Here is a 25,056-nt window from a genome sequence, read left to right as displayed (position 1 = left end):
GGAGTGTTTGACCATGGCCGGAGAATTTTGGCTTGATGACCACCAATGGGCAGTGATTGCGCCAATGCTTCCCACCAACCAGCCTGGCGCTCATCGCACCGATGATCGCCGGATCATAAGCGGAATCATTCACGTCTTGCGATCCGGCTGCCGATGGCAGGATTGTCCGGCCTGCTACGGCCCCTCAACAACCGTCTACAATCGCTTCCATCGCTGGTCTGCAAAAGGGATATGGCGGAGACTGTTTGAAGCCTTGGTGCAAACCACCGATCGGGATATCCATATGATCGACAGCACCACCGCAAAAGCACACCGTTCAGCCGCTGGCGAAAAAGGGGGGCAGATGCCGAAGCCATCGGTCGCTCGCGAGGCGGCAGATCGACAAAAATCCATGCTGTTGTCGATGGTTGCGGCCGTCCAGTCGCGTTGCGAATAACGCCTGGGCAACGCGGGGACGCACCCGTTGCCATTCCGCTGCTCGAACCTTTGCCACCGACGCGGCTCTGCGCCGCAGATACGGCTTACGACAGCGACGCTTTGCGCGACTTCCTGACAACGCGCGGCACTGAACCCGTCATTCCAAACAATCCAACCCGAAAGCGGATCAAGCCCTTCGACCCGATCGCCTACAGACGACGAAACATCATCGAGCGCACATTCTGCCGTCTCAAGGATTGGAGGCGTGTTGCAACACGATACGACAAGCTCATGATCAACTTCGCGGCAACATGCTACATCGCCGCTATCGTTACATGGTGGATTAATTGAGTCTGGAGCCTAGTGCCCGGCTGGTGAAAGAGAGGTCGTCAGCAATGGCCATCAAACTCTTAAGAGTGGTACCTTTGGCTGAGATGGCATGGCGTCTCCTTAATTCGGACATGGCAATTCGGTGACCATGATACGATGCCACCATCGCCAGGCATGCAATACCGCATTCAGCGGCTTCCGACTGCAAGATCGGTACAATCCGGGAACGATCATTGATGACGTTGAGAAGCAACGGACGATACTCCTGCGAGCATGATGCAACACGCGGGTTTAAACCAAGTACGTCTCACCGACGAGAGAGCGGTGGCTCCGGTAAACGAGACATAATACTGCTGAGCCGTCGTTGAAGCGCTACTGAAAGGCGCGACCTTGCGGGTTAGGAAAACGACGGTGTTTATCATCGATATCTCCTGAGAACTGTGGTGTTGGGACTGGGGCCAAACCGAGCAGAGATGTGCACCCCGATCAGATTTGGAGACAGTCGCGCTGCTGACTGGCAGGGCAACCCTAGGCTCAGCGGACGTTGCTGTGTGTTCTGAATTGTTGAGAAATGTTGAAGGCTCGAGGTGTGCCGACATTCTTTTAAAAGGTTACATAACGATGACGATCGCCCCAATATTGGGGTCGAAAGCAAGATATCTGACACGCTCTTAGAAGAATATGCGCGGATTGTGCCACACTGGATATGCCGTGCCCATGCTTGGCGACGGTAACCCAATTGGCGGAACTACGGCCACTCCAGATCTGGCTCGGGCTCAGCCAGAGTTTTCGCTAAGCGAATTCTCTGGCCGGGTTAGCAAACAGGCGGAAGATGCAAGGAGTGGGCGTTCCCTAACCAGAAGCCCGCTGCGGGCAACTTTTTTGTAAATGGCTGTCACTTTTGATTGCTTTGGGAACGGCTCATGCACGCAATTCGTTGAACCGGACTACTTTCCCCTTTGGCAAGATGATTTCCGCCACAAGGCCGTGTGGCTGTCCATCCCGCAATGTGAAATGACCCTTATGGCCCGTCGCCACAATCCCCTGAGCGATCGATAAGCCAAGTCCGAAGCCTCCGCCGTTCGCACCAGTCTGACGGGCCTGATCCATTTTGAAAAATGGCTCCAAAACTCTTTTCTTCAGCTCATCCGGGATGCCGGGCCCATCATCTGAAACTCGAATGATAATTCCGTCTCGATGGTCCTCAAGGTAGAGTTCAATATTTTCGGCATAGCGTGACGCATTATCGACAAGGTTCGAAACGGCGCGTGTCAAAGCCTGCGGCATGCACACATGTGTTAGGCGCCTAGGGCCGATAAATCGCGTCCCGATACCTGTGTCTGCAAAATCATCAGAAATCGTTTGCAGTAAACTCGACAAATCCACCTTGCGTGCGGGCTCGAACGTGTTGTCTAAAAAGCTGAGGCTGGCGTCTATGAGCGAAGACAGCGTTGCGACATCAGCGAGCATCATGTCTTTCAGCGCCGGCTCACTCGACCGCTCGATGCGCATGCGCAATCTCGTGAGTGGTGTTCTAAGATCATGGCTGATGGCTCGAAGCACTCTTGTCCGTTCGCGGAGCATGGTCTGAATCCGGCTCTGCATGGTATTGAGTGATGCCGCCAAGCTCCTGATTTCGAGGGCACCTTCAGCTTTGAACGGCTCCTCTGAATGATCGTCCATGCTGACACGTTGTGCGGCTGCCGCAAACCGGATTACGGGTTCTGTGATCAACCAACTGCTGAGGTATGCCAAAAGTATCAGCGGGATGACAATCTTCAGAATCCCGCTTGCCATGGCTGGTAGCAACCAAACGCTGGGGGGAAACTGGGGCATAGTGAAAGAAAGAGCTCTGGTATCATCGACTTTGATGATGAGCACGGGTGCACCATGATTACCGGATACCGCATTTTGTATCGCTGTCACGATCCCATCATTTATAAGCTCTTTAACGCGCCGCAGGATTTCGGTGTTCGGGGTGCCAGCCTCATACAAGATAGATGCTCGGGAAACAGAGGAACGTTTAGTCCAAATGCCAAGCCGATCGGCAAAGCGCAGTGCGGCTTCTTCCTCAAGCTCGGTTTGGCTACGGGAAAATTGTTCGAGCACCGTTTCCATCCGACCGGCAAGCAACCCGATCTCTATGCCCTTATCGTGCCTTCCATATATGAATGGTTCCGTCGTCGCTGCAACGCCTGATACGAGAACGACGAGCAGGATCGCGAGAAACAAGAGTTGTTTTTGGATAGAGGCGCTACGAAGCCTCTTCATGGAAGACGCTCAACCTGCGACGCGAATAGGTATCCACCGAGCCTCACGGTCTTGATGAATGTCGGATCTTTGAGATTAGGCTCAATCTTTTGCCGAACACGGCTGATATGGGCATCTATGCTTCGTTCAACCGGACCAGCAGAGCCCGCGTGCGTCATCGCAAGAAGTTGTTCCCGTGTGAGAACCTTGTTGGGATGGCAACAGAAGGCCCATAGGAGGTCAAACTCTGCTGTTGTCATTGAAACCTGAGCGCCTTCCGCATCGAATATCTGGCGGCTCCTTGGATCTATTTTCCATCCTGAGAACGTCATTGCTTCAAGCTCAGCTTCCGGCTCGTCATGACCAGAAACTCTGCGCAGGATGTTTTTGATGCGCGCCATGAGCTCGCGAGAATTAAACGGCTTGGTAACATAGTCGTCAGCGCCCAGTTCCAAACCGAGTATGCGATCTATATCCTCGCAAAGGGCTGTCAACATCAGAATGGGAGTCTCTCCGGCAGACCGCAACCGCCTGCAAATGCTGAAGCCATCCTCCCCGGGCAGCATTCCATCCAGGAGGATCAAATCGAAACTGCGACGGGCGAGGATCCTGTCCATCTCGACTCCGTTTGCGACCGCAGCAGCCTCAAAGCCGTTGTATCTGACCAGATCGACAAGCATTCCTGCAATGTCGTGGTCGTCTTCAACAATTAGGATCCTGGCCTGCGTCAACGCGACTGATCTGAGCAAAGTGATACTTTCAGGTTGCTGTGGCGATCGTGCCATATCTATAAAACTCTGCCGATCGCGCCGGCGTCTTCCCAGTTAGCTTCAGCGGGTCTGCCACCCCATACTCTACTCCTATCGGCTCGCGTGCAAAATAATATTTAGAAATGTTGCAAGATGTTGCGCGTCTGGAGCAGATGTCTGCAGATACTGGAATCTGCGACAGTCGCTTCTCTACGGTACTGGCAAGCCGGCCACCTCTGACCAACACGAGACGGTGGTCAGCATACGGCACTGCTTATTTTGGAGCGGTGTTCATTTCAAAGGGGTCAGAGCGAAACTGGGAGTCCACGATCAATGTGGACAGGTAGCATGCCCGAGCAGTCAGCAGCGAAAAGAATGCGGCGGATACCCAGGTGACCAGATAATGTCTTGCTTGTGACCGGCGGGGCAATCTTGCTGCCAATGCCAAGCATCTGTGCTTAGCGAGCCTCGCCACTGCTACCGAGATAAATATGGCCAAGAGCCCATATCCAGTGAAAGATGCGGCGTTCATAAACCAAGATATCATGAGAGTTCCCCCAAAGAAAAATTGTTCCTGTTTCGGTGCAGCGGTTCTCAAAACATCGGCGATGCGTGACCAGACGTTCACGGTTCCAAGTTTTGTAAGGTGCGGCAATATCTTTCCGCGAAGGACGGGCAGCAACGTTGGGTATGGAACACGAGAGAACTTCTCAGAACGGCACATTTGTCGTATCCTTGCGACTGTTGGAGCGCAGGATGTTCGCAACGACCGTCCACCACGAGACACGGCGCCTCTGGCCAACTGAAGCCGGGTTTTCACCGTCAGGCGCAACACATTGTGTCGCCGACGCAATCGTCCGAGCCAAAAAATCAACCCTTTCAAGGAACGCCTTGCTGTCGAAACGCTTCGAGTTTGGAGCTCTACGATCGCCCGAAATCTCGGAATGAAAGAAGACTTCGAAATTGATGACTGGTAGTGCACGGATATTACGCAAAAGGTCGATGTCCGGCCTGGTGGAAATCGCAAAACCAAATTCGCCAGAACGAAGTGCGTCAAACGCCTCTGGAATAGTGGATATGCAGACGGACGCGTGTCCATGCTTCGTCAGCCCTGCTGCGATCGCCTCTCCAGCAACTGCGGGCATAAAGATCAGTATTTTCGGTGAACTGCGGGGGTAGAGCATTTGGCGCTTCCTTATCGAGAGTAAGGGAGCCTAACCGGTGCCGTTGCAGCAATGTGTTTGGTTTTATTTCATTTTGTGCGTCCTGAAACTGCAACAAAATATAATAACTTACAACACACTGGCACACAAAATTTATTAGTCTGACCATAAACAGGAGAGCAAGGAATGTTAAATCTTGTTGGGTTGTGGGCGCTCAGAAGTGTTTGTCTATATCTTCAAGAACCCCGTGTGGTTAGATTGTTGGAGTCTGTTTGTGAGGCTGAGGGCCTAACGACATCCAGTGCCATGACGGCCCAAGAATTTGAGTTGGGCGCACGTAGCCACCATTTTGCAGCAATTGTCACCACATCTAACTGTATTGATCATATTCGTACAGTAACCGACCTTCCGATCATCAATATTGAACACCTTCTAGATGACTGGCATGCGGCAGGTTCATTTCGCCAATTGACGGGAATTGAAAACCTGACGTTTCTGCATGGTACCTGTTTTACAGCCCGGCGACGATGACAAGACGGAATTGCCGACGGTGTGCCAGATAATTCGGGCATTTCCCTTCGACCCTTAATTGGGCGATAGCCACCCCATAGAATGGGGCTTTGCCAGCATTGATGACGGTCGGTTTGTCCACGCCTTAAGGTCGTTCGATGCCTTGTCTGTTGAATATCAGCAGGACTTAACCGGCTTTTTCATTTCGCGTTAGCCCATTAGATCCGGTGTAGTAAAGTGTCTGACAATAATTTTGTCCTACTCAAATAAATCATGCCGAGACGAAACAAATAAATAAAACTCAAACCAACCCCTTAAGCCCAAAATTCGAGAAAGGCTCAGTAGCACTCATGTGGCTATCGGCCTGGGCGTGGCAGCGTGCCAGAAGGGTATGCTTTAGTGGGATCCTGGCGGCCACGCATCCGCACCAATTTACAATCCAATCAGGCATGCACCGCCAGTCATGCCGGCTCCGGCTGCGCACAATCGTAACTTTTCACCCGACGCAAACGCAATAGTCTTATTCGCAAGAGATAAGGAAAGAGGAATGGTCGCGGCAGAAGAGTTTCCGTAATCGGCGACCGTCCTTACTGCTCTTTCGGCAGAGATACCAAGTCTGCTGCAGACTGCGTCGGAGATGCGTGCATTGGCCTGGTGCGGTACAAAACGGGAGACATCTGCTGCAGTGAACCCCGTTTTTGCAAGCGCCTGGGTTGAACAAGTGCTCATCATCTCCGCTGCTTGGGTAAAAAAGGATGCCACACGGGTGAGTTCATGGCATGCTCCCCGTGAACGAAGAGAGCGGAAAATTTTACTGGAAAGCCAGAGCGAGGCTTTCCAGCGTTAAAGTATAGATACGCGGCAGGCGACCGAGGATCCGCACCTGCCCCATCGCTGCGATGATCCGTTGATCTCCTCCAGTTCCCGTTTCGAAATTCGAACAACCAGCGGCGCGGTGACGCATTCAGTTTTCTTGACGCCTTTACCAATGCTTCTGCATGCCATGGAGGCAAAGGACGGCGATAAATTGGACTATCTCGTACCAGTGCCGCTACCCGACATGTGAGATGCTGATGCACGTCACGTTCAGAGTTACATATGGGCGGAGCACGGCTGAAACGAACCTGCGAACAAAGGCTGTATGTTGGCTACAAGTGTACGATTGGATGAAGCTGCTAGGCCGGGCGTTCGAAACTTTCCAACAGGTGCTGTGACATCTTGTTTCTTCAAGGCCCTAGCCGCCGAATACATCAACTCTTTAAATTCGTTCAGAGCAACACCATCGGCGCGCATGACTGCGAGGATCAGCGGATCGCAGAAAACTTCAGTGAGGGTCAGCTCGTCAGTCGTGTGATTCATTACAGTCTCCTTTCGACAAGTCCCCACGCTTTGGAAAATAGCGATTGCTTGACAAGTTCAGGTTTTGGGTGTTACCAGTAAGTAACATTTGAATAGTTACCGACCGGTCACACCTATGTCAACACTGCGTCAGGATAAAAATGAAACCCGAGAAATCTGATCGCGCTCCCGAACAGAAAATCGCACCTCGTGACCGGATCGTATCAACGGCCTGTCAACTGTTTCGTGAACATGGGATACGCGGCATAGGCGTAGATGCCATCGCGGAAGCCGCCTCCACAAACAAGATGACGTTGTATCGACATTTTGGCTCCAAGGACGACCTCGTGTGTGAAGCGCTCAAGCACAGTTCTCGAACGCTAGAGAAAGTCTGGGAAGATCTCGAAACAGAAAACCCAGGCGACCCGAGGGCGCAGCTTGCGGCTTGGGTGAAAGCGCGCGCGCACTGTCTTTCCAGCGAGCCTTACGGATGTGATTTGGCCAATGCTGCGGTGGAATTGAAGGAGCAGGGACACCCTGCGCATGCTTTAATAGAAACATTGAAGATGGAACAACATTCCAAACTCGTCAATCTGTGCCGTTCGACAGGTGTGAGCGATCCAGAGCTTTTGGCTGATACGCTATCCATGCTGTTGGAGGGCGCACGCGTCAGCAAACTTGCAGTGGGCAAAGAAGGTCCGTCGATGAGGTTTATGCGTGCGTGTGAAGCGGCGATGGTCTCCTTCGGTTTATATACACAGTCGCCTTCCTGAATCCTGCTGGAGCATCCAGGATGTGAAGCGGATGGCGGTAAGCTGGTACTTTGATCGTCCAACGAATATTGAAAGCCCGAATTTGACACCTCCGATTACTTTCCCTACCTGCCCACTCTCTTTGGCACCGGATGTGATCGCGACCCCGCGGGCATATTTCTGGTCGACCCCGATTATCCTTCTTCTGACAGCGTTTATGCTTGTCTGGGAAGCCCCGGGGATCTACCGCGACATTCAGATCAGCCAAAATCCATTGACGCTGGACAGCGGCGCCGTTCAAAATGGACGCTGTACCACCCGCAAGGCCATTTTCACCGACTGTGAGGCTCGCCTGGTCTACCGTTACAACGGCCATGACTACGATACCAACGTCGAGGTCATGTTCGTCGATTTCCATGTGGGTGACTACGAGACCGGACTCGTGATTTCCGCGGACCATCCGGAACTGGCAACCATCAGCCTCGGCTTGGATAAGCTCTGGAACCGTATCATCACGCTTACCGTCTTGACTGTGCTTCTAGGCGGACTGGTTGTCGGGATGATATTTTTGACCCTGCGTATCTGGCGGGTCAAAAGCCAGTTGCGCCATCCGGCGGTTCTCTTGCCGGTACCCGTCGAGATTACGGCCTTTGATCGCAAACGCGGGGTTCTTTCTATTACCTATGACGACAAGATTGCCAGCGATAAGACCGGACGGTCGTCCTACACCCGCATGAAGAACGGCGAAGAGCCGCTGATCATTGGATCGGCTAACGGCAAATCCGTTGGCTTGGCTGTCAGGCATGGCAAAACAGCTCTGCCGGTGCTGCTAGATAATCTTCTCCAACGCGTCTTGCTGACAGATGAAGAGCGAACGACCGCATTAGCGCCCTTCGCCAATAGTTCCGACAATAGTCAGCCGCCGCTTCTGGTCGAGGCGCCGAAGAAAACGATTTCTATCTGGAAGCGCCTTCAGGTGTTCTTCGGGGTTCTGCTTCTCATCATCGTCGGATTGTTCGGATTTTGGCTTTGGTATGTGACGACCTCGGAAACGCAGTTTCAGTCTCCGGGCATGGACATCAACAACTTGATGCCGGCGCCCTTAAATAAGTGGGGATGTGACCAGCTGAAGAAACGATTTGGCCAGGATCGAGCGCCATTTGGATGCGTTGCCGCTGACTATACGAGCTGGAGATAGAGCCTGCAGTTCATTCATCGTGATCTTATCGGCTGAACGTGACTCAAGTGCCTTTTACCCGTACTCCGCTCTGCACATCTTCAGCAGACACGTCGGTAAGACACCGGGCGCCTATTCAACGGCAGTCGGCAGCGTGTGAGCGTTGGCAGACTCGGGTACCGAGTAGACCATGCAACCCACATCGGACGTGATCAGTTGTCACCGCTCCGCGTTAGTGATTTGCGACAACTCTAGAAAGCAGACGATACGGCGGGGTGAACCAACCCCGTTCCTGTCGTTCGATGACGCATGCCTCTATCGGCAATGGGCGCTCGACTGTGGCCATGGCGATGCGGTTCTCGAAACCGTCTCCGGGGACGCCAAGATGACGACGACATTGCTCGATCGTTTGACCCATCGCTGCCATATCTTGGAAACAGGTAATGACAGCTTCCGCTTCAAGGCCAGTTCGGCAGCCGCAGCAAGCAAGAGAGGAGAAAAAGCGGCACCGTAGGTGAACCGATTGGCCACCGACAAGCTGTGATCCTATGGCGCCGCAAAGCGCGACATCATGCCCGGTGTATAACATCGTTCGCACAGAGGTTTGAACAACCGCGCGGAGAATTCCCATCAACCGACACGATGGCGCGAGCGGATCATGAAGGGCTTCAAGTCAACCCGACATCTCCAGCGCTTCGTCTCTGTTCATGACCCCATCGCCAATCTCTTTCACATTCCACGCCACGATATTCCATCCGATCATTACCGCGAACTGAGAGCCGCAGCCATGCAAATGTGGCATGAGATCGCACGCCTACAGGCCGCATGAGCAAAAACCAACGGGCGAGATTGTTGATCGGTGTCAGTTAAGTTTACAGTGCCCAGAAATTACTTCAAAGCCGCAGGATATGAATGCGATTAAACGCGATACGCTTGTCTTATGATTTTTTTGCTTCTTTGTGAGATAAAGAGGCGCCGGAGAGGACGGCCATCTTTCTCTGCCGATGGGGGACGGATCGCGAAACGAGAGGCCGCCACTCTCCAAGGTCAATCCCCGCTCTTCCCGCACTTCGCAGAGGCTACGGGCCGATTGGCCAAGACAGACAGGATCGACGCCGCGATGCTGGCCCGTTACGGCGCACTTCTTGAAGCCCGCATCTTGCAAGCCGAAGCGCAAATCCATAATGATCTGAAAGAGCTGCATGTCGCGCGACTGGCCCTCATCAAGGACAGAACTGTCGCGAAGAACAGAGCCAGGAACCTGTCCAGTCCGCTCCTGAAGAAACACAATGCCGACAGGCTCAGACAGATCGACCGCCAGATCAAAGCCCTAGATGAGGCCATCATAAGCCTCATTGGCGAGGACGCGACCCTGAAGGCCAGGTTCGAATTCTCATCTCTATCCCCGGCATATCTCAGGTCATGGCCTTCACTCTCCTCATAGAAATGCCGGAACTCGGCGAACTGGATGGAGACGGCCGCAGCCGCTCTGTCTGGTCTGGCACCCCTGTCCCGCCAGTCCGGACGATGGACCGGACGCGTTTTCAGTGCTGGCGGAAGGTCCATCGTCCGCTACGCACTCTACATGCCTGCCCTCGTCGCCTGACGCTTAAGCCAGAATATCAGTGCCAAATACGACCAACTCAAAGCGACCCAAGGTCCCCATCGCTGCCGTCATATGAAAGCTCATCGTTCTGGCAAACGCTTTGCTGCGGAATAACCGAAAATGGACACCAAAACCAACTTGATCAAGACGGATACTCCAATGATACCGGCCACCTTCTCATGCACCGCCTGACCGTTATGAGTTGTTTCATGGTGGCCGATCATGGCGCTACCCGATACGCGTATAGGTTCATTGAGGATTTGATCCAAGACTGCGCGGATGGCCGACGCGCAGCGTCGCGCCGAACAGGCTGCTAGGCTCGGACGCGTAATCGTGACACCACAATAGCGGTGCAGGTGAAGTGTTCGATAATCCAAGGAACTTTCGGTACTCGCTGACAGGGCGAACCGATAGGTCAAGCGTGCTTCATGCCAGGTGCGGCGGGCGGTGATCCCCTGCCGAAACCACTGTCCTTGAAGAGAAGCCTACCTGTTCACCATGGGGATTACAGACCGACGCGGTTGATATGTTCTTTCGGATACCTCGCACCTTCAATCGGGATGTCGGCCGACCGTATCTCGCTAAGATCTTCAGCCGTCAACTCAACCTCAAGCGCGCCAATGTTTTCCTCGAAGCGCTCGAGCTTGCGTGTGCCAAAAAGCGGAACGATCCAAGGCTTTTGAGCTAGGAGCCAAGCGAGCGCTACCTGCGCAGGGGTTGCGCTTTGTTTGGAGCCAATAGATGTAATGAGATCGACAAGCCGCTGATTGGCTTTGCGAGCCTCGGGTGAGAAGCGCGGAATGGAGTTACGCATGTCCGAGTTGTCGAGCTTCGTGTCGGCGGCGATCTTGCCTGTCAGGAAGCCCTTTCCTAGCGGACTGAAGGGGACAAGGCCGATGCCGAGCTCTTCAAGCGTCGGAAGGATTTCCGTCTCCGGCTCACGGGTCCAGAGTGAGTATTCGCTCTGCAGCGCAGCGACCGGCTGCACCGCGTGGGCGCGGCGAATCGATAATGGCCCAGCCTCCGAGAGACCAAACCAGCGGACTTTTCCCTCCACGATTAGATCTCTTACCACGCCCGCGACGTCCTCCATGGGCACCTCTGGATCGACACGGTGTTGATAGAGAAGATCAATATGATCAGTGCGCAGACGTCTAAGGCTACCTTCGACCGCCCGGCGGATATGGTCGGGCTTGCTATTCACGCCGCCATGATGAACGCCGGTATCAGCATCGACATCCCAGCCGAACTTGGTCGCGATCTTTACCTTGTCACGAACGGGTCGCAACGCTTCGCCAACCATTTCCTCGTTTGTGAATGGCCCATAAACTTCCGCAGTGTCGAAAAAGTCCATTCCATGTTCCACCGCGTGCCTGATAAGCGTGATCATCTCCGCTCTGTCTGGCAGTTCGCGGGCTTTGCCATATCCCATTGCGCCGAGAGACAACGCAGAAACTTCCAATCCTTGTCCCAGCTTGCGTTTTTGCATCGGAAACATCCTGTTGAGTTGGTATTTCAAGTCGGTTCAGGTTAGCGGTCGTCTATCCTGCAGTTTTCATACGGCAGTTTTTTTTCGCCACCAGCGTATCATGGATAAGTGATCAATCGGGCAGCAGCCACATCCGCGAGAACCGACAGCGCGAGCGTTGTTGCATCTCGTGCCGGTCCAAACATACCGATAGGCGCTTTGATGCGCTCAACGTCACTGCCACGCCAGCCGGAAGCGCATAGGCGTTCCATGCGCCTGCCATGGGTTCTCGTGCTGCCCAAAGCGCCGATATAGAATGCGGGCGATCCCAAGGCTGTGTCGAGAACCGGCCCCTCGCGGTCGAGATCGTGGTGAAGAAGTGTGACTGCGGTGTAGGGATCGATCTTGAGGCCGAGGCGCCCGATGGGCTCGCTGTCGTCATCGACGATACAGTCGTAACCTGAAGCCGCGGCGAGCCTCAAGATACTCTGCGTCTCGTTCGTTTGACCCGACAGGATGAGGCGGGTGACGGGCCTATAAACCAAATGGACATCTCCGTTTCTCACCCCCGCAGAGTCAGGCGGATCGATAGCCGTCAGTGTCTGTCGTTCGGGCGTATATTTCAATCCTGCAACTTTGCGCTGCTCCAGGCTTTGCAGCACATGCTCTATAACATCGACCGATCGCAACACATGAATGGCGACCGTGATGCCGCCACCGCAGGGAAGGACGATATCGAGGAACGGAGAGCCGTCGCCGAAGGATACCATACGGTCGCATCCGGTTTCCATGGCCAGAAGCGCTTCGGCCGCAACAGCTGCTTCGACGCATCCGCCCGAAACATAACCGGCGAAACGGCCGTCTGCGGCCACCACCACATGCGATCCAAGCGCGCGGGCTGCTCCGCCTCGGATGTCAACGAGTGTGGCAAGCGCAACGGGACCCTCCCGGTACGCTGTGACGGCAAACCGAAGAAGCTTTGAAGGCTCGTCACTCGATATCGCCCTCACAGGCGTTGGTAGCAACGCACCGGCTGAACTATCGACCACTTGAAAGATCCCTTTCAGTGAAGACGGCAGATCCTCAAGACCCGCCGTTATATGCGTTACGCCACATCCGGAAGGCCATCGAGCAGCTTCTCGAGCGTGATCGGATAATGGCGAACCCTGACGCCGCTTGCATTATAGATGGCGTTTGCAATCGCTGCCGAGACGCCACACAAGCCGAGTTCGCCGATACCCTTCGCCTTCATCGGCGACGACATCGGATCCGTCTCGTCCATGAAGATCACCTCCTGGTGGGGCACATCGGCGTGAACTGCAACTTCGTAACCGGCAAGATCATGGTTGACGAAAAAGCCGCGGCGCGTATCGACGGCAAGCTCTTCCGACAGCGCACCGCCCACGCCCATGGTCATCGCCCCGATGACCTGGCTGCGGGCCGTTACGGGATTGAGGATGCGACCGGCAGCACAGACCGCCAGCATCCGGCGGATCCTGGTCTCGCCCGTTGCGACATCCACGCCGACTTCGACGAAATGCGCGCCGAATGTCGATTGCTGATGCGTTTCGGTCAGATTGCCCCACTGCATCGTATCCTCGGCTACAAGTCCTTCGGGACCCGCGGCCTCGGCAAGCGACACGGACCGGTTGCCGGACAACACCTGACCGTTCTCGAAGACCACGTCGTCGGAGTTGAAGCCAAGCTTCTGCGCAATGGCGTCGCGCAGCTTCACACAGGCAGCGTAGACACCTGACGTCGAAGAGTTGGCGCCAAACTGTCCACCGGAACCGGCCGACACGGGAAAGCGGGAGTCGCCCAGTTGAACGCCTACTTTGTCGATGCTGACGCCCATCATTTCTGCCGCCGTCTGCGCAATGATGGTGTAACTGCCCGTTCCAATATCGGTCATGTCGGTCTCGACCGTCACGATGCCCTGATTGTCCAGCCGGACCCTTGCGCCGGATGGGAGCATCATGTTGTTGCGAAAGGCGGCGGCGACACCCATGCCGATCAGCCAGTTGCCTTCGCGCCGCGATCCGGGCGCGCCGCGTTTGTCCCAGCCGAAGCGCTCGGCACCTAGCTTCAGACAGCCGAAAAGGTCACGATGGGAAAAGGGCCGTTCGGGATTTTCCGGATCGACCTGCGTATCATTGATGATCCTGAACTCGATCGGATCGATGCCGAGCTTTTCCGCCATCTCATCCATCGTAACTTCAAGAGCCATGAGACCCGGCGCTTCGCCCGGTGCCCGCATGGCATTGCCTTCGGGCAGATCCAGCGTTGCCAACCGCATCGCGGTCATGCGGTTTTCGCCGGCATAAAGCAGCCGTGTCTGCAGCACGGCCGCCTCCAACTGCCCGCCCGCCTGGTCACCCGACCAGCTTTCGTGCCCGATGGCAGTAATTTTCCCATCCCTTTGTGCACCAATGCGCACGCGCTGGATTGTCGCCGGACGATGGGTCGTATTGTTGATGATGAATGGTCGCGGTAGGGCGACTTTAACAGGCCGTTTGGCAGCCTTTGCACCGAAGGCGGCAAGAACCGCATCAGCGCGCAGGAACAGCTTGCCACCGAAACCGCCACCAATGAACGGCGACATCAGGTGGATTTTCTCCTTATCGATGTCAAGCGTCGTCGCAAGGTCGGAGCGCCACCAGTCGATCATCTGGCTCGACGTCCATAGCGACAGATCGTCGCCATCCCAGGCCGCTATGGATGCGTGCGGTTCCATCATGGCGTGGGACTGATCGGGCGTGGTGTAGGTTTCTTCGCAGGTCACGGCGGCCGCCTTGAAGGCGGCGTCGAAGTCACCTGCACTGGAATCGGGATCGCCGGTTTCGGGTTTGGTCGCCGCGTCCATGGCCTTTTCCAGCGCGAAGCTCCCCTGCTCCTCGGCATAATCGACCTCCAAAAGAGCCGCAGCCGCGCGAGCCTGCTCGAACGTCTCGGCAACAACGACTGCAATCGCCTGATGATAATGCTGTATCTGACGACCGCCAAAGAGCCTCGCCGTATTGAACTTGCCCTTCTTTCGCTCCCCGACATCAACGGCAGTGACCACTGCGAGAACGCCCGGCGCCTTTCTGGCAATGCTCGTATCGATGGATTTAATGGACCCCTTCGCTATCGCCGAACCGACAGGGTAGCCGTAGGCGTAGCGCGTCTTTGGATCGTGCCATTCGTAGGCGTACATGGCTTGGCCGGTCGTCTTGAGCTGCCCGTCGATGCGAAGAATTGGCTGGCCGACAACCTTCAACCGGTCGATCGGATTGGTGCCTGCTGGTTTATCGAACTGCATGGTTAGCTCCTTGCTTGGGCAATGACCGCACTCAACGCGCGTTCGACCAGTTTGACCTTGAAGCGATTATGTTCGGTGGGCTTTGCGTCCGCAAAAAGCACAGCCGATGTTGACGCAGCCCCGTTTGGAAGCTCAGCATCTGCTTCCTCAATGCGCCATGGCTTGTGGGCAACGCCACCAACCGCAACGCGCCCGGTACCATCCCGCTGGATGACGGCGCCAACCGAAATGATGGCAAAAGCGTAGGATGCCCGATCGCGGACCTTGCGGTAGATATGCTGTCCACCAAGCGGCTTGGGAAGGACGACGGCGGTGATGAATTCGCCACGCTCCAGACTGGTCTCGATATGCGGCGTTTCGCCCGGCAGTCTGTGGAGTTCCGCGATAGGTATGACATTTCGACTGCCATCCGGTTTGACAGTTTCCACGACGGCGTCGAGAACGCGCATGGCGATTGCCATGTCGCTTGGATGGGTTGCAATACAGGTATCACTGGCACCGACGACCGCGTGTAGGCGGCTGAAGCCGCCTATGGCTGAACAACCGCTGCCCGGCTGGCGTTTGTTACACGGCTGGTTGGTGTCATAAAAATACGGACAGCGCGTCCGCTGTAGCAGGTTCCCGGCAGTGGTTGCCTTGTTGCGCAACTGTCCCGATGCCCCGGCCAGAAGCGCGCGCGACAGAATCCCATAGTCGCGACGGACCGTTTCATCCGCCGCAAGTTCTGTGTTGCGCACCAGCGCCCCAATGCGCAGACCACCCTCCGGCGTGGCTTCGATCTTGTCCAGGCCGAGACCATTGACGTCGATCAGATGTGTCGGGGCCTCGATTTCAAGCTTCATCAGATCGAGCAGGTTCGTACCACCGGCAATGAACCGGGCGTGCGGATTGGAAGCTGCAGCCTTTACGGCAATGTCGACGGATGAGGCGCGCTCGTATGTAAAGGCCTTCATGCTTTTGTCCCCGCAGCTTCCACGATAGCGTCAATAATGTTGGAATAGGCGCCGCACCGACAGATGTTGCCGCTCATACGCTCGCGGATTTCTTCAGGTGTAATACTTGCCTGCGCGGTCAGATCGCCGGTGACGTGGCTTGGAATGTTGGCCTTGAACTCCTCCAGCAATGCGACGGAGGAACAGATTTGTCCGGGGGTGCAGTAGCCGCACTGGAACCCATCGTGCTTGACGAAGGCTGCTTGCAGGGGATGCAACTCACCTGGCTTTCCAAGCCCCTCGATCGTGATCACGTCACCACCTTCATGCATGACTGTCAGCGTCAGGCAGGCGTTAATACGCCGACCGTCTACCATCACGGTACAGGCACCGCATTGCCCGTGGTCGCATCCTTTCTTGGTTCCCGTAAGATGAAGGTGCTCGCGCAGCGCATCGAGTAACGTCGTTCTGTTGTCGACGTCGAGGATCCTGCTCTCGCCATTGATGGTCATGGAAACCTTCGATGTGAGTTTTTCACCCTCAGGTGGCGACTGTGCGATCGCGTCCCCGGCCACACCGGTCACTGCAACTGTCGCTGCTGAGGATATGAGCAGGTTTCGTCGCGATATCTCAAGTTGAATGGGGCTTTGCATATGCGGCTCCGCTTCGCTTTCGGTTTTGTCGAGCGCGGAGAAACCACGCCACACTACAAAGTAATGGCGCCTCTTAAAATGATTAGGTGGTCTTATTCGCTTGGACTTATCGGCTCCCGACATAAATATCCCGACGTAGAAAGTGCTCCATTGATGTTGGAAATCCATAAGTCCATGCAGCATTCTCGGGCTAATCCCACATGATCGAGTGCCATATGGTGCGCTAGGGTTCGACAAGCCTGAAAACCGATCCTGTCCTATCCCAGCTTGTTCGCCCGCGTTGGTTTGCGATGGGACTGGACGATTGGAACAAGATGGTTGAGAAACGCCCTGCATTCGACGTTGCCGAAACGACCGCTGTTGCGCTGCGGAAGGCCGAACGTGCAGGCTTCAGGATCGCCGTGATAGGCCGGACCGTAGCCATTATGGTGCTCGCGATCACCTTTTTGCTCAGCTACTACTACCCGATCAATCTGGGAATTTTCGGCATAACCACGCTTATCGCTCTCGGTGGGCTGACGTCGCTTGCGGCGATCGCCACACGCTATGAGAAACCTGCCAGATTTGCACTGTTCGCCTTCGATGCTTCAGCCGTGACGGTCTTGCTCGCATTCGTACCTTTGAGCAGCGGGGGAGACATACCCCAGAACCTCGTCTTCCTGACAAGCTCGGTGCAGCATTACTATCTGATCGTTGCAGCCGCCGTGTTAACACTCTCGCCCCCGCTCGTTCTGTGGACCGGAGCGTGGGCAGCAGGCGGACTTCTCTTCGCGACATGGTGGATCATGTCCGGAATGTCGCAGGTTGTGACCTACGCCAACCTTCCCATCTCTCCAACGCGAGATGTCTATCTCAAGACCGTGCTCAACCCTGATTTTCTTGGTCTGGCGTCAAGGATTCAGGAAACACTGATGATCCTTCTGGTCACCGCCATTGCGGCGCTGGCGGTCCACAGGGCACGACGGGTTGTGAGCGAACACGCCGAGGCCAGAGAGAGTGAGCGGCGCGTTCAAAAGATTTTTGGCCGCTACGTTCCGGCCCCCGTGTTTCGCGAGCTTCTCGATGAAGGGCACTTGGTTCCCCAGACCAGGCTGGCAACACTTCTGTTCGTCGACATCAAGGGATTTACTAGCCTTTCAGCGGGCTTGCCGCCCTTGAGACTGGTAAGTTTTCTGAACGCCTTCTTCAGCGCCGTCACGGATATCGCCGACCAACATAGCGGTGTCGTCGTGAATTATATCGGCGACGCCGTGCTGATATCGTTCAATGCGCCACTTCCAGTTTCAGACCATGCCGAGCGCGCACTCGCCGCATCTCGGGACATTTTGAAGACAACGCAGGATCAGCAATTCGACGGGATTAGTATCAGCATCAGGATCGGAGTCGCCACCGGGCTTGTCGCTGCTGGAACGATCGGTGCTGACGATCGCCAAACGTACACGGTATACGGAGACGCGGTCAATCTGGCACAGAGGCTTCAGGAGTTGAACAAACAGACAGAAACAGACTGCCTGATCTGTTCGGCAACAGCGCGTCAGGCAAGCCGTCATCTAGCACTGACGAGCCTTGGACCCTATCCGATCCGCAATCTGATTTCACCGGTCGAAGTCTTTACGTTCGCTGATGCCCTCTTGAAGTAATGCGCTCGATTCTGTGACGTGCTCGACGCCAGTGGGACCGTCAAGCCCTTAGAGCATCGACCACGACCTTGAACGCGGGCGAGTTTTGCCGCCTGCTTGGATAGAACAGATAGTAGCCCGTAAACATGGGAGACCAGTCATTCAGGATTTGTATCAATTGTCCAGATGCACGCTCTCGCTCAACGAGGCTTTCCGGCACATAGGCGATTCCATATCCGGCAACTGCGGCATCAATCATCGTGTACGACGAATTGAACGTCAGTTGTCCCTCGACACGAACCCGGACCTCCCTGTCGTCCTTTTCGAACTCCCAGGCATAAAGACCACCCGATCGCGATTGCCTGTGATTGATGCAATCGTGACCGACCAGTTCTTGTGGCGTCGAGGGGGTTGTCCGGGCCTCCAGATACCGGGGAGACGCGACCGCGACCAACCGCCAGTCTGGACTGATGCGGACAGCGATCATGTCCTTGTCCAAGCTCTCACCCAAGCGAACGCCTGCATCGAACTTTTCTTCAACGATGTTCCGGAAACCGTTATCGCTGTTCAGCTCAACCTTGATGTCGGGAAACTGATGCAGCACCGATCGCAGTTTGGGCCAGACGACGCTTTCAAGCGCGTGATCGGAAAGGGTTATTCTGACCGAACCAGATGGTTTGTCCCTGATCTCCATCAGCGCATCGATCTCGGTTTCAATTTCCTCGATGCGCGGAGCCAGTGATCGGATTAATCGCTCACCCGCCTCCGTTGGAACCACACTGCGGGTTGTTCGCGTCAAAAGGCGGAGGCCCATCCGCGCTTCAAGTTTTTTGATCGTGTGGCTGATCGTGGACTGCGACGTACCGAGTTTCGCTGCCGCCTTCGTAAAGCTTCGCTCCTCCGCGACCGCCAGGAACCACAGCATGTCATTGAGATCTTCCCGCTTCATGGTCGCCTCTGTCATCATTGATTAATGTCATAAGTCGATAAGTCCAAGTGAATTGCAATGACTAATCTTCGAACTGGGCGCGGCATATAGTGTCGCCATGACACATCAAGCTTTCACATCATCCGAATTCGACAACAGCGGCAGCGACACTGCGATTCCGGCACCGCAGAACACGCATGGGCACAAGGCTGCCTGGGGCGCCGTCTTTTCAATGGCCTTGTGCGTGGCGGTCCTGATTGCTTCCGAATTCATGCCGGTGAGCCTCCTCTCACCGATTGCAACCGAACTGGGTGTCACGGAAGGTCGTGCTGGCCAGGCGATCTCGATCTCCGGCATCTTTGCCGTCTTGACCAGCATTTTCGTCGCGGGCCTAGTGCGCCGGTTGGACAGGCGTCTGGTTCTTGCCGCGTTCTCGTTGATGCTGGTTCTTTCGGGAACGATCGTGACATTTGCGCCCAACTATATCGTCCTGATGATCGGGCGCGCCATGCTCGGTGTCGCCATTGGCGGCTTCTGGTCTATGTCGACCTCGATCGTCATGCGGCTGGTACCGGAAGAGTCCGTTCCCAAGGGCCTTGCCATGCTGAACGCAGGCAACGCCATTGCAGCGACCATCTCCGCACCCCTTGGAAGCCTGCTCGGGAGCTATATCGGCTGGCGCGGGGCATTCTTTGCCGTCGTCCCTCTTGCGCTGGTCGCCCTTGTCTGGCAGTGGATCAGCCTGCCGTCGCTTCCTCCACGCCGTCATGAAGGCTCGTCGAATGTCTTCAGGCTGCTTGCCCGGCCTCCGGTTGCCATCGGCATGGTCGCGATCATGCTGCTCTTCATGGGTCAATTCGCCCTGTTTACATATCTGCGCCCATTCCTGGAAACCGTCACCTCTGTCTCGATATCGACGCTCTCCCTCCTGCTTCTCTTGATGGGTCTGGCAGGCGTCGCCGGGACCACCATCGTCAGCCAACTGCTGCACAAGCGCCTGTTTCTCATTCTGGGCACGATCCCTCTCATCATGGCGATCCTGGCCCTGGGACTGATCGCGTTCGGATCATCCCCGATCATGACGGCCATACTTCTGATCGGCTGGGGCCTGTTCTCCACCGCCGCTCCCGTCGGCTGGGGCACCTGGCTCAGCCGCACCATGCCTGACGATGCGGAGGCAGGTGGTGGACTGCAAGTGGCAACCATCCAGCTTGCGATCACCCTTGGCGCTTCGATCGGCGGCGTGCTGTTCGATGGCTACGGATGGTGGACGGCTTTCCTCTTCGCCGCTGGCATGCTTGTCGCCTCGTTCCTGCTCTCCATCGCCGCATGGCGTTTCTCGATACGCCACTGACCGGTGACGGCGGTCATTTCATCCAATGCAAAAAATCCCATCCCATCACCTTTCAAGGAAACATGCAGATGACCAATCCAGATCAAGACGAAACGATAACACAAAAAACCGGCATTGATCGCCGCGACCTTCTCAAGATGACCAGTGCAGGCGTCGCCGCCTTCGGCGCGATGTCCATTTTCGACATGACAATTGCAAAGGCTCAAGACATGTCCAACGGCGCGTCCAATTTCTACACCAGCGACCGCGTGACCATGGAGAAGGTCGCGTTCAAAAGTCAGTACCAGATGACTGCCGCCGGCAATCTCTTCCTACCCAAAGATATTGACCGCGCTTCGAAGAACCCGGCGATCATCGTCGGCCATCCGATGGGTGCCGTGAAGGAACAGAGCGCCAATCTCTACGCCACGAAAATGGCCGAGCAGGGTTTCGTGGCCATGTCCATCGATCTGCCCTTCTGGGGCGAAAGCGAAGGGCAGTCGCGCAATCTGGTCTCCCCGGAAGTCTATGCCGAGGCCTTTAGCGCCGGTGTCGATTTTCTCGGCTCGCAGGCTTTCGTCGATCGCACCAATATCGGCGCCATCGGCGTGTGCGGGAGCGGCAGCTTCGTCATCAGCGCCGCCAAGATCGATCCGCGTATCAAGGCGGTCGCAACCGTCAGCATGTACGACATGGGCGCTGCCTTCCGCGATGCACTTAACAAGTCCCAGACAGTCGAGCAGCGCAAGCAGTTCATCGCAACGGCAGCGCAACAACGATGGGCTGAGGCTGACGGCGCCGATATCCAGTATATCGGAGGCACCACACTGCAACTGACCGCCGATACGGACCCGATCCAGCGAGAATTCTACGATTTCTATCGCACGCCTCGCGGTGAATTCACGCCAACCGGTGTCGCCAGAGAGACAACGACGAAGCCGACGTTGAGCAGCAGCGTCAAGTTCATGAACTTCTACCCGTTCAACGACATTGCGACGATTTCGCCGCGACCGATGCTGTTCATCTCGGGCGATCAGGCGCATTCGAAAGAATTCAGCCAGGACGCCTTCAATCGCGCCGCTGAGCCGAAGGAACTGGTCTGGGTGAAGGGCGCTGGTCACGTCGATCTCTACGACCGCGTCGACCTCATCCCCTTCGACAAGCTGAAGGTCTTCTTCGATCAGCACCTCGCCTAAGCATCAGGCGGACCGGGGTCGCGGGCGTTGCTCGCGGCCTCGGGCCGTCTGACAATCCGGATTATGCTGGAAAATTTTGATCGAACGGCACAAGGATCATGGCAATGACTGTTTTTCGCTGGTTCGGCATGATCGTCCTGCCCTTTCTGATCGCACTCACAGGCTACGGCCTCGTTGAAACCAAGCTGTCGCCAGGTACTGCATTGGCCGCCGCAAACACAGTCACATTCCCACCACTTGAACAGCTTGAGCATTACACGACGGTTCGCCGGGGCATCACCCGCGAGCATATGCTGACAAGCCCCGCGGCAATTGCAGCGCTCAAAGCCGGTCGGCCTGTTCCCACTGGCACGCACATGGTTCTCGTTGACTATCAGAACGATGTCCTGACGCGCTATCTCGTCGGACAGAAAATCGGTGATGGCGCTGACCAATGGGAATACCAGTGGTTCTGGCCCGACGGGACAGTCAAGGCCGACGAGAATGTCGCTCGCTGCTACTCCTGCCACCGGTCACGTCAGTCCGAACAGTTCATGTTCACCTTTGATGGAGCTATATCTGATGACGATCGGCTGTGATAGGAGCGAGACGCAGCCATGCTACAATTGGTAACTGATCGCCTCCTTCTTCCTGCTGGCATGGCCGCGCTCCTGCTGCTTTCGCTTGCGTACTGGTGGCTCGACAACGCCCCGCACGAAATCTTTGGAACGGGCATGTTCGGGGTGCTCATTTGGCACATCTGGATCAACAGACGCTGGTTCCTGAAATTGCGCATCGGTCGTTATGATGCCCGTCGATGGGCGGTCTTCGTCGTCCATGCCTGGCTTGCGATCAACATGGCGGTTCTACTGGTCACCAGCGCGTTGATCTCGCGCTTCGTGCTGAGCTTCCTGCGGTTAACGGACAATATCCGCATCATCGAGTTTCATTGGTTTTCAGCCTATTGGGTGGCGGTGATTGTCGCCATCCATGTCGGCAGCCACTGGACGCGGGTGATGGCGACGGCCGCTGCCCTCTTAAAACTTTCACCGTCCCGCATCAGGATCCTCGTGCTGAGGTGTGCGGCCCTAATCCTGTTCATGCTTGGCGTCTGGAGCTTTGCTGTTCTCGATGTATCGACCAAGTTGATGTTCGGCTACAGCATTGAATTCTGGGACTTCACCGCGTCGGTGACACCGTTTTTTGCACATTGGACAGCAGTCATTGCTGGTGTCGCAGTGGTCTCCCACTACGCCCTGGTCCTGTTGCGATCGCTGGCCAAAGCTCACAATCAAACACTGAAAGGTGATGGATGAAACCGACAATGAAAACATCGATGATTGCCGCTGCATTGACAACACTGCTTGGAGGATCCGCCTTGGCGCAAGACCGTATTTCGATTTCATCAGACTGGGGCACCGTAACCGCCGAACTGGCCGACAACGCCGCCGCCCGTGCGCTTGCCGACATGTTGCCGCTGACGATTGCGATGGATGACCATCTGCGTCAGGAAAAGACCGGCAACCTGCCGTCGGCGCTGCCCACCGCTCCGCGTCAGCGTGCGTTCTCGACCGGTACTCTCGGTCTGTGGAGTTCGGGCGATTTCGTCATCTACTACCGAGACGGCCAGGTCCCTTCGCCCGGCATCGCCATTCTGGGCGAGGTCAAGGGCGATGTTTCCATCTTCGACCGTCCCGGCACAGTAACCGTTACAGTCGACAAGGCCCGTTGAACCAGCGGGCGCAAATAGAGACACCGGACTTTGCTGCGCCCCTCACTCGAGACTATTTGGACCGCGTTTCACGATGCCGAACATCCGAGACATCATTGGCGCTACGTCCAATAGGTGGATTTATGGAGCGGACGCATAAGTCCTATCGAAAATCGACCTCTAATAGTCTGCAGATCAATGGCCATATCCATCGGGTGAACGCTTTTTGCGCTCGTGCATGTCATTCAACGGAAGGACCTCACCCCATGAAACAGCACCTTGCCGCCACCGCGCTCTCGGTCTCGCTTGCCACAGCCCCTGCCTTTGCCGATGACAAGAGATATCCGCTTGCCAATACGCCCGTCACACTGCAGGACATGCAGTTGGTCGCGCCAGCACTGGCGAAATATACCGAAACTGTCCTGATCGGCGATCTTTGGAAACGTCCAGGCCTCACCCCAAGAGACCGCAGCGTGATTACCGTTGCGACACTGATTGCCAAAAACCAGCCTATCGAATTCGCATATCACTTCAATCTCGCCCTTGATAACGGCGTCAAACCGTCCGAGCTTTCGGAGATCATCACTCATCTGGCTTACTACGCCGGCTGGGCAAATGCGACGGCTGCCGTGGCCGTGGCCAAGGATGTGTTTGCCGCGCGTGGCATTGGTGCGGACCAGCTCCCTGACGCGTCGCCGCCACTCCTTACGCTGGACGAAAAGAAAGATGCGACCAGGCAATCCACCGTGGAGCAGACAGTGGCACCCACTTCACCCGGCGTTGCGCAATTCACCAACGGCCTTCTGTTCAAGGATGTTTGGCTAAGGCCGGACCTTGCTCCGCGGGACAGAAGCTTGATCACGGTGACGTCGCTGATTGCCAACGGGCAGGTTGCACAGGTGACCTATCACCTCAACCGGGCAATGGATAACGGCCTCAAGCCGGAAGAAGCCTCCGAAATGCTCACGCATCTGGCCTTTTATGCTGGCTGGCCGAACGTTTTTTCTGCCGTTCCGGTGGTGAAAGACGTCATCGAAAAGCGGCCATCATAAGGGCTGAGACAAAAGCCACGGGACCCAACTGACCACGCGCCGAAACGCATTGATCAGCTGCGACTCAACTATCCCAACAGAGATTGCAACGATTAAGACAAAAAGGACGAGACGATGAAAGTACTCACGACAACTGCCATGGCCGTCGGCCTGATTGGCACACCACAGGCATTCGCGGAATCCAGCGAGATCTTCCCGGCGGGTTCAAGACCGACAGCGAAAGGGGCAGAAGCCAATTTCACCGGTTCGGTCATGGTCGATATGCTGTACATGAACAATGCGCACACAACCAATTCCGGCGGTCTTGTGACCTTCGAACCGGGGGCCCGTTCAGCCTGGCATACGCATCCAGCAGGACAGGTCCTGATCGTCACCTCGGGATCGGGGTGGGTGCAGGAGGAAGGCGGCGAAAAGCGAACCCTCCGGGCCGGGGATGTCGTGTGGACACCACCAGGCGTCAAGCATTGGCACGGCGCGACCGATAAGAACGGCATGAGCCACATTGCGGTGACCAACGTCAAGGACGAGAAAGCCGTGGACTGGATGGAGAAGGTCTCCGACCAACAATACCTCGACTGACATTGGTGTCAGG

The 25,056-nt window shown here is 55.8% G+C and carries 27 protein-coding genes and 2 pseudogenes; 16 read left to right on the top strand and 13 right to left on the bottom strand.

Going from position 1 to position 25,056, the window contains the following annotated elements; translation table 11 throughout:
• Nucleotides 1–13: 13 nt before the first annotated feature.
• Nucleotides 14–768, top strand: a protein-coding gene (locus tag RMR21_RS19105; protein ID WP_498671006.1) for an IS5 family transposase whose coding sequence is annotated in 2 segments (ribosomal slippage) — nucleotides 14–344 and nucleotides 344–768 — 756 coding nt in all. Because the reading frame shifts where the segments join, the coding sequence is not laid out codon by codon here.
• Here RMR21_RS19105 and RMR21_RS19100 read toward each other — a convergent pair.
• From RMR21_RS19100 to RMR21_RS19085, 4 genes are all read right to left on the bottom strand, one after another.
• Entirely contained in the window at nucleotides 761–955 is a 195-nt protein-coding gene (locus tag RMR21_RS19100; protein WP_498671825.1) for a cysteine peptidase family C39 domain-containing protein, read from the bottom strand. The two genes, RMR21_RS19105 and RMR21_RS19100, sit on opposite strands and share 8 nt — an antisense overlap.
• A 713-nt stretch (nucleotides 956–1,668) precedes the next feature.
• Complete coding sequence (locus RMR21_RS19095; RefSeq protein ID WP_498671005.1) at nucleotides 1,669–3,018, bottom strand: ATP-binding protein; 1,350 nt, start codon at nucleotides 3,016–3,018, stop codon at nucleotides 1,669–1,671.
• The gene (locus RMR21_RS19090; RefSeq protein ID WP_498671004.1) at nucleotides 3,015–3,782 is read right to left on the bottom strand and encodes a response regulator; all 768 of its coding nucleotides are present in this window, start codon (nucleotides 3,780–3,782) and stop codon (nucleotides 3,015–3,017) included. Before RMR21_RS19090 ends, RMR21_RS19095 begins: the two co-directional genes overlap by 4 nt.
• Before the next feature lie 674 nt (nucleotides 3,783–4,456).
• Nucleotides 4,457–4,930, bottom strand: coding sequence for a hypothetical protein (locus RMR21_RS19085; protein WP_498671003.1), 474 nt, complete (start codon nucleotides 4,928–4,930; stop codon nucleotides 4,457–4,459).
• Between the two features lie 165 nt (nucleotides 4,931–5,095).
• Here RMR21_RS19085 and RMR21_RS19080 point away from each other — a divergent pair, with 165 nt between their 5' ends.
• The gene (locus tag RMR21_RS19080; RefSeq protein WP_498671002.1) at nucleotides 5,096–5,440 is read left to right on the top strand and encodes a hypothetical protein; all 345 of its coding nucleotides are present in this window, start codon (nucleotides 5,096–5,098) and stop codon (nucleotides 5,438–5,440) included.
• Nucleotides 5,441–5,851: 411 nt separating this feature from the next.
• Here RMR21_RS19080 and RMR21_RS19075 read toward each other — a convergent pair whose 3' ends face one another.
• The 3 genes from RMR21_RS19075 to RMR21_RS19065 all read right to left on the bottom strand — a co-directional run bounded on the left by RMR21_RS19075 (nucleotide 5,852) and on the right by RMR21_RS19065 (nucleotide 6,778).
• On the bottom strand, nucleotides 5,852–6,148 hold the full coding sequence (locus RMR21_RS19075; protein WP_498671821.1) for a 3-oxoacyl-[acyl-carrier-protein] synthase III C-terminal domain-containing protein: 297 nt from the start codon (nucleotides 6,146–6,148) through the stop codon (nucleotides 5,852–5,854).
• Nucleotides 6,149–6,230: 82 nt separating this feature from the next.
• Nucleotides 6,231–6,383: a hypothetical protein gene (locus tag RMR21_RS19070; RefSeq protein ID WP_498671001.1), complete on the bottom strand. Its 153-nt coding sequence runs from the start codon at nucleotides 6,381–6,383 to the stop codon at nucleotides 6,231–6,233.
• Nucleotides 6,384–6,511: 128 nt separating this feature from the next.
• Nucleotides 6,512–6,778, bottom strand: coding sequence for a hypothetical protein (locus RMR21_RS19065; protein ID WP_498671000.1), 267 nt, complete (start codon nucleotides 6,776–6,778; stop codon nucleotides 6,512–6,514).
• A gap of 140 nt (nucleotides 6,779–6,918) precedes the next feature.
• Between RMR21_RS19065 and RMR21_RS19060 the strand changes: the two genes are divergently transcribed.
• From RMR21_RS19060 to RMR21_RS19035, 6 genes and pseudogenes are all read left to right on the top strand, one after another.
• Entirely contained in the window at nucleotides 6,919–7,530 is a 612-nt protein-coding gene (locus RMR21_RS19060) for a TetR/AcrR family transcriptional regulator (protein ID WP_498670999.1), read from the top strand.
• A 31-nt stretch (nucleotides 7,531–7,561) separates the two neighbouring features.
• The gene (locus RMR21_RS19055) at nucleotides 7,562–8,707 is read left to right on the top strand and encodes a hypothetical protein (RefSeq protein ID WP_498670998.1); all 1,146 of its coding nucleotides are present in this window, start codon (nucleotides 7,562–7,564) and stop codon (nucleotides 8,705–8,707) included.
• Nucleotides 8,708–9,053: 346 nt separating this feature from the next.
• Nucleotides 9,054–9,200: pseudogene (locus RMR21_RS19050) on the top strand (ATP-binding protein); the annotation flags it as partial.
• A 72-nt stretch (nucleotides 9,201–9,272) separates the two neighbouring features.
• Nucleotides 9,273–9,515: pseudogene (locus tag RMR21_RS19045) on the top strand (DDE-type integrase/transposase/recombinase); the annotation flags it as partial.
• Between the two features lie 261 nt (nucleotides 9,516–9,776).
• A complete protein-coding gene (locus RMR21_RS19040; RefSeq protein ID WP_498670997.1) occupies nucleotides 9,777–10,130 on the top strand; it encodes a hypothetical protein in 354 nt (117 codons plus the stop codon).
• Nucleotides 10,131–10,154: 24 nt separating this feature from the next.
• Nucleotides 10,155–10,292 carry a transposase gene (locus RMR21_RS19035; RefSeq protein ID WP_498670996.1) on the top strand — a complete coding sequence of 46 codons (138 nt, stop codon included), beginning with the start codon at nucleotides 10,155–10,157 and terminating at the stop codon, nucleotides 10,290–10,292.
• Between the two features lie 505 nt (nucleotides 10,293–10,797).
• On the opposite strand, the gene RMR21_RS19030 is transcribed toward RMR21_RS19035, so the two are convergent.
• The 5 genes from RMR21_RS19030 to paoA form a co-directional block, all read right to left on the bottom strand.
• The gene (locus tag RMR21_RS19030) at nucleotides 10,798–11,781 is read right to left on the bottom strand and encodes an aldo/keto reductase (protein ID WP_498670995.1); all 984 of its coding nucleotides are present in this window, start codon (nucleotides 11,779–11,781) and stop codon (nucleotides 10,798–10,800) included.
• 98 nt (nucleotides 11,782–11,879) lie between these two features.
• Nucleotides 11,880–12,809, bottom strand: a complete 930-nt coding sequence (locus tag RMR21_RS19025; RefSeq protein WP_498670994.1) for an XdhC family protein — start codon at nucleotides 12,807–12,809, stop codon at nucleotides 11,880–11,882.
• A 56-nt stretch (nucleotides 12,810–12,865) separates the two neighbouring features.
• Complete coding sequence (gene paoC / locus RMR21_RS19020) at nucleotides 12,866–15,061, bottom strand: aldehyde oxidoreductase molybdenum-binding subunit PaoC (RefSeq protein ID WP_498670993.1); 2,196 nt, start codon at nucleotides 15,059–15,061, stop codon at nucleotides 12,866–12,868.
• A 2-nt stretch (nucleotides 15,062–15,063) separates the two neighbouring features.
• Complete coding sequence (locus RMR21_RS19015; RefSeq protein WP_498670992.1) at nucleotides 15,064–16,014, bottom strand: FAD binding domain-containing protein; 951 nt, start codon at nucleotides 16,012–16,014, stop codon at nucleotides 15,064–15,066.
• Nucleotides 16,011–16,646: an aldehyde dehydrogenase iron-sulfur subunit PaoA gene (paoA, locus tag RMR21_RS19010; protein WP_498671819.1), complete on the bottom strand. Its 636-nt coding sequence runs from the start codon at nucleotides 16,644–16,646 to the stop codon at nucleotides 16,011–16,013. Before paoA ends, RMR21_RS19015 begins: the two co-directional genes overlap by 4 nt.
• Before the next feature lie 314 nt (nucleotides 16,647–16,960).
• Here paoA and RMR21_RS19005 point away from each other — a divergent pair, with 314 nt between their 5' ends.
• Nucleotides 16,961–18,286, top strand: coding sequence for an adenylate/guanylate cyclase domain-containing protein (locus RMR21_RS19005; RefSeq protein WP_498670991.1), 1,326 nt, complete (start codon nucleotides 16,961–16,963; stop codon nucleotides 18,284–18,286).
• 40 nt (nucleotides 18,287–18,326) lie between these two features.
• Here the strand turns inward: RMR21_RS19005 and RMR21_RS19000 are convergent, their stop codons facing one another.
• On the bottom strand, nucleotides 18,327–19,214 hold the full coding sequence (locus tag RMR21_RS19000; protein ID WP_498671817.1) for a LysR family transcriptional regulator: 888 nt from the start codon (nucleotides 19,212–19,214) through the stop codon (nucleotides 18,327–18,329).
• Between the two features lie 97 nt (nucleotides 19,215–19,311).
• Here RMR21_RS19000 and RMR21_RS18995 point away from each other — a divergent pair, with 97 nt between their 5' ends.
• From RMR21_RS18995 to RMR21_RS18965, 7 genes are all read left to right on the top strand, one after another.
• Nucleotides 19,312–20,547, top strand: a complete 1,236-nt coding sequence (locus tag RMR21_RS18995; RefSeq protein WP_498670990.1) for an MFS transporter — start codon at nucleotides 19,312–19,314, stop codon at nucleotides 20,545–20,547.
• 68 nt (nucleotides 20,548–20,615) lie between these two features.
• Nucleotides 20,616–21,722, top strand: a complete 1,107-nt coding sequence (locus tag RMR21_RS18990; RefSeq protein WP_498670989.1) for an alpha/beta hydrolase — start codon at nucleotides 20,616–20,618, stop codon at nucleotides 21,720–21,722.
• A gap of 104 nt (nucleotides 21,723–21,826) precedes the next feature.
• Nucleotides 21,827–22,300, top strand: a complete 474-nt coding sequence (locus RMR21_RS18985; protein ID WP_498670988.1) for a hypothetical protein — start codon at nucleotides 21,827–21,829, stop codon at nucleotides 22,298–22,300.
• A gap of 60 nt (nucleotides 22,301–22,360) precedes the next feature.
• Entirely contained in the window at nucleotides 22,361–23,017 is a 657-nt protein-coding gene (locus RMR21_RS18980; protein ID WP_498670987.1) for a DUF4405 domain-containing protein, read from the top strand.
• 8 nt (nucleotides 23,018–23,025) lie between these two features.
• A complete protein-coding gene (locus tag RMR21_RS18975) occupies nucleotides 23,026–23,433 on the top strand; it encodes a cyclophilin-like fold protein (RefSeq protein ID WP_498670986.1) in 408 nt (135 codons plus the stop codon).
• A gap of 245 nt (nucleotides 23,434–23,678) precedes the next feature.
• Entirely contained in the window at nucleotides 23,679–24,464 is a 786-nt protein-coding gene (locus tag RMR21_RS18970) for a carboxymuconolactone decarboxylase family protein (protein ID WP_498670985.1), read from the top strand.
• 114 nt (nucleotides 24,465–24,578) lie between these two features.
• The gene (locus RMR21_RS18965) at nucleotides 24,579–25,043 is read left to right on the top strand and encodes a (R)-mandelonitrile lyase (RefSeq protein ID WP_498670984.1); all 465 of its coding nucleotides are present in this window, start codon (nucleotides 24,579–24,581) and stop codon (nucleotides 25,041–25,043) included.
• Nucleotides 25,044–25,056 lie beyond the last annotated feature (13 nt).

The organism is Agrobacterium sp. rho-8.1, assembly GCF_033957725.1.
In the GTDB taxonomy this organism is placed as follows: domain Bacteria; phylum Pseudomonadota; class Alphaproteobacteria; order Rhizobiales; family Rhizobiaceae; genus Agrobacterium.
Note: the sequence above shows the minus strand (reverse complement) of the source record. Positions and strands in the feature narration are given on the sequence as shown.

Bases quoted from the DNA above. Each gene is read 5' to 3' on its own strand.
- RMR21_RS19095 (WP_498671005.1), bottom strand. From the start codon at position 3,018: ATGAAGAGGCTTCGTAGCGCCTCTATCCAAAAACAACTCTTGTTTCTC.
- RMR21_RS19090 (WP_498671004.1), bottom strand. From the start codon at position 3,782: ATGGCACGATCGCCACAGCAACCTGAAAGTATCACTTTGCTCAGATCA.
- RMR21_RS19085 (WP_498671003.1), bottom strand. From the start codon at position 4,930: ATGCTCTACCCCCGCAGTTCACCGAAAATACTGATCTTTATGCCCGCA.
- RMR21_RS19080 (WP_498671002.1), top strand. From the start codon at position 5,096: ATGTTAAATCTTGTTGGGTTGTGGGCGCTCAGAAGTGTTTGTCTATAT.
- RMR21_RS19075 (WP_498671821.1), bottom strand. From the start codon at position 6,148: ATGAGCACTTGTTCAACCCAGGCGCTTGCAAAAACGGGGTTCACTGCA.
- RMR21_RS19070 (WP_498671001.1), bottom strand. From the start codon at position 6,383: ATGCGTCACCGCGCCGCTGGTTGTTCGAATTTCGAAACGGGAACTGGA.
- RMR21_RS19065 (WP_498671000.1), bottom strand. From the start codon at position 6,778: ATGAATCACACGACTGACGAGCTGACCCTCACTGAAGTTTTCTGCGAT.
- RMR21_RS19060 (WP_498670999.1), top strand. From the start codon at position 6,919: ATGAAACCCGAGAAATCTGATCGCGCTCCCGAACAGAAAATCGCACCT.
- RMR21_RS19055 (WP_498670998.1), top strand. From the start codon at position 7,562: ATGGCGGTAAGCTGGTACTTTGATCGTCCAACGAATATTGAAAGCCCG.
- RMR21_RS19035 (WP_498670996.1), top strand. From the start codon at position 10,155: ATGGAGACGGCCGCAGCCGCTCTGTCTGGTCTGGCACCCCTGTCCCGC.
- RMR21_RS19030 (WP_498670995.1), bottom strand. From the start codon at position 11,781: ATGCAAAAACGCAAGCTGGGACAAGGATTGGAAGTTTCTGCGTTGTCT.
- paoC (WP_498670993.1), bottom strand. From the start codon at position 15,061: ATGCAGTTCGATAAACCAGCAGGCACCAATCCGATCGACCGGTTGAAG.
- RMR21_RS19015 (WP_498670992.1), bottom strand. From the start codon at position 16,014: ATGAAGGCCTTTACATACGAGCGCGCCTCATCCGTCGACATTGCCGTA.
- paoA (WP_498671819.1), bottom strand. From the start codon at position 16,646: ATGCAAAGCCCCATTCAACTTGAGATATCGCGACGAAACCTGCTCATA.
- RMR21_RS19005 (WP_498670991.1), top strand. From the start codon at position 16,961: ATGGTTGAGAAACGCCCTGCATTCGACGTTGCCGAAACGACCGCTGTT.
- RMR21_RS19000 (WP_498671817.1), bottom strand. From the start codon at position 19,214: ATGAAGCGGGAAGATCTCAATGACATGCTGTGGTTCCTGGCGGTCGCG.
- RMR21_RS18995 (WP_498670990.1), top strand. From the start codon at position 19,312: ATGACACATCAAGCTTTCACATCATCCGAATTCGACAACAGCGGCAGC.
- RMR21_RS18990 (WP_498670989.1), top strand. From the start codon at position 20,616: ATGACCAATCCAGATCAAGACGAAACGATAACACAAAAAACCGGCATT.
- RMR21_RS18985 (WP_498670988.1), top strand. From the start codon at position 21,827: ATGACTGTTTTTCGCTGGTTCGGCATGATCGTCCTGCCCTTTCTGATC.
- RMR21_RS18980 (WP_498670987.1), top strand. From the start codon at position 22,361: ATGGCCGCGCTCCTGCTGCTTTCGCTTGCGTACTGGTGGCTCGACAAC.
- RMR21_RS18975 (WP_498670986.1), top strand. From the start codon at position 23,026: ATGAAAACATCGATGATTGCCGCTGCATTGACAACACTGCTTGGAGGA.
- RMR21_RS18970 (WP_498670985.1), top strand. From the start codon at position 23,679: ATGAAACAGCACCTTGCCGCCACCGCGCTCTCGGTCTCGCTTGCCACA.
- RMR21_RS18965 (WP_498670984.1), top strand. From the start codon at position 24,579: ATGAAAGTACTCACGACAACTGCCATGGCCGTCGGCCTGATTGGCACA.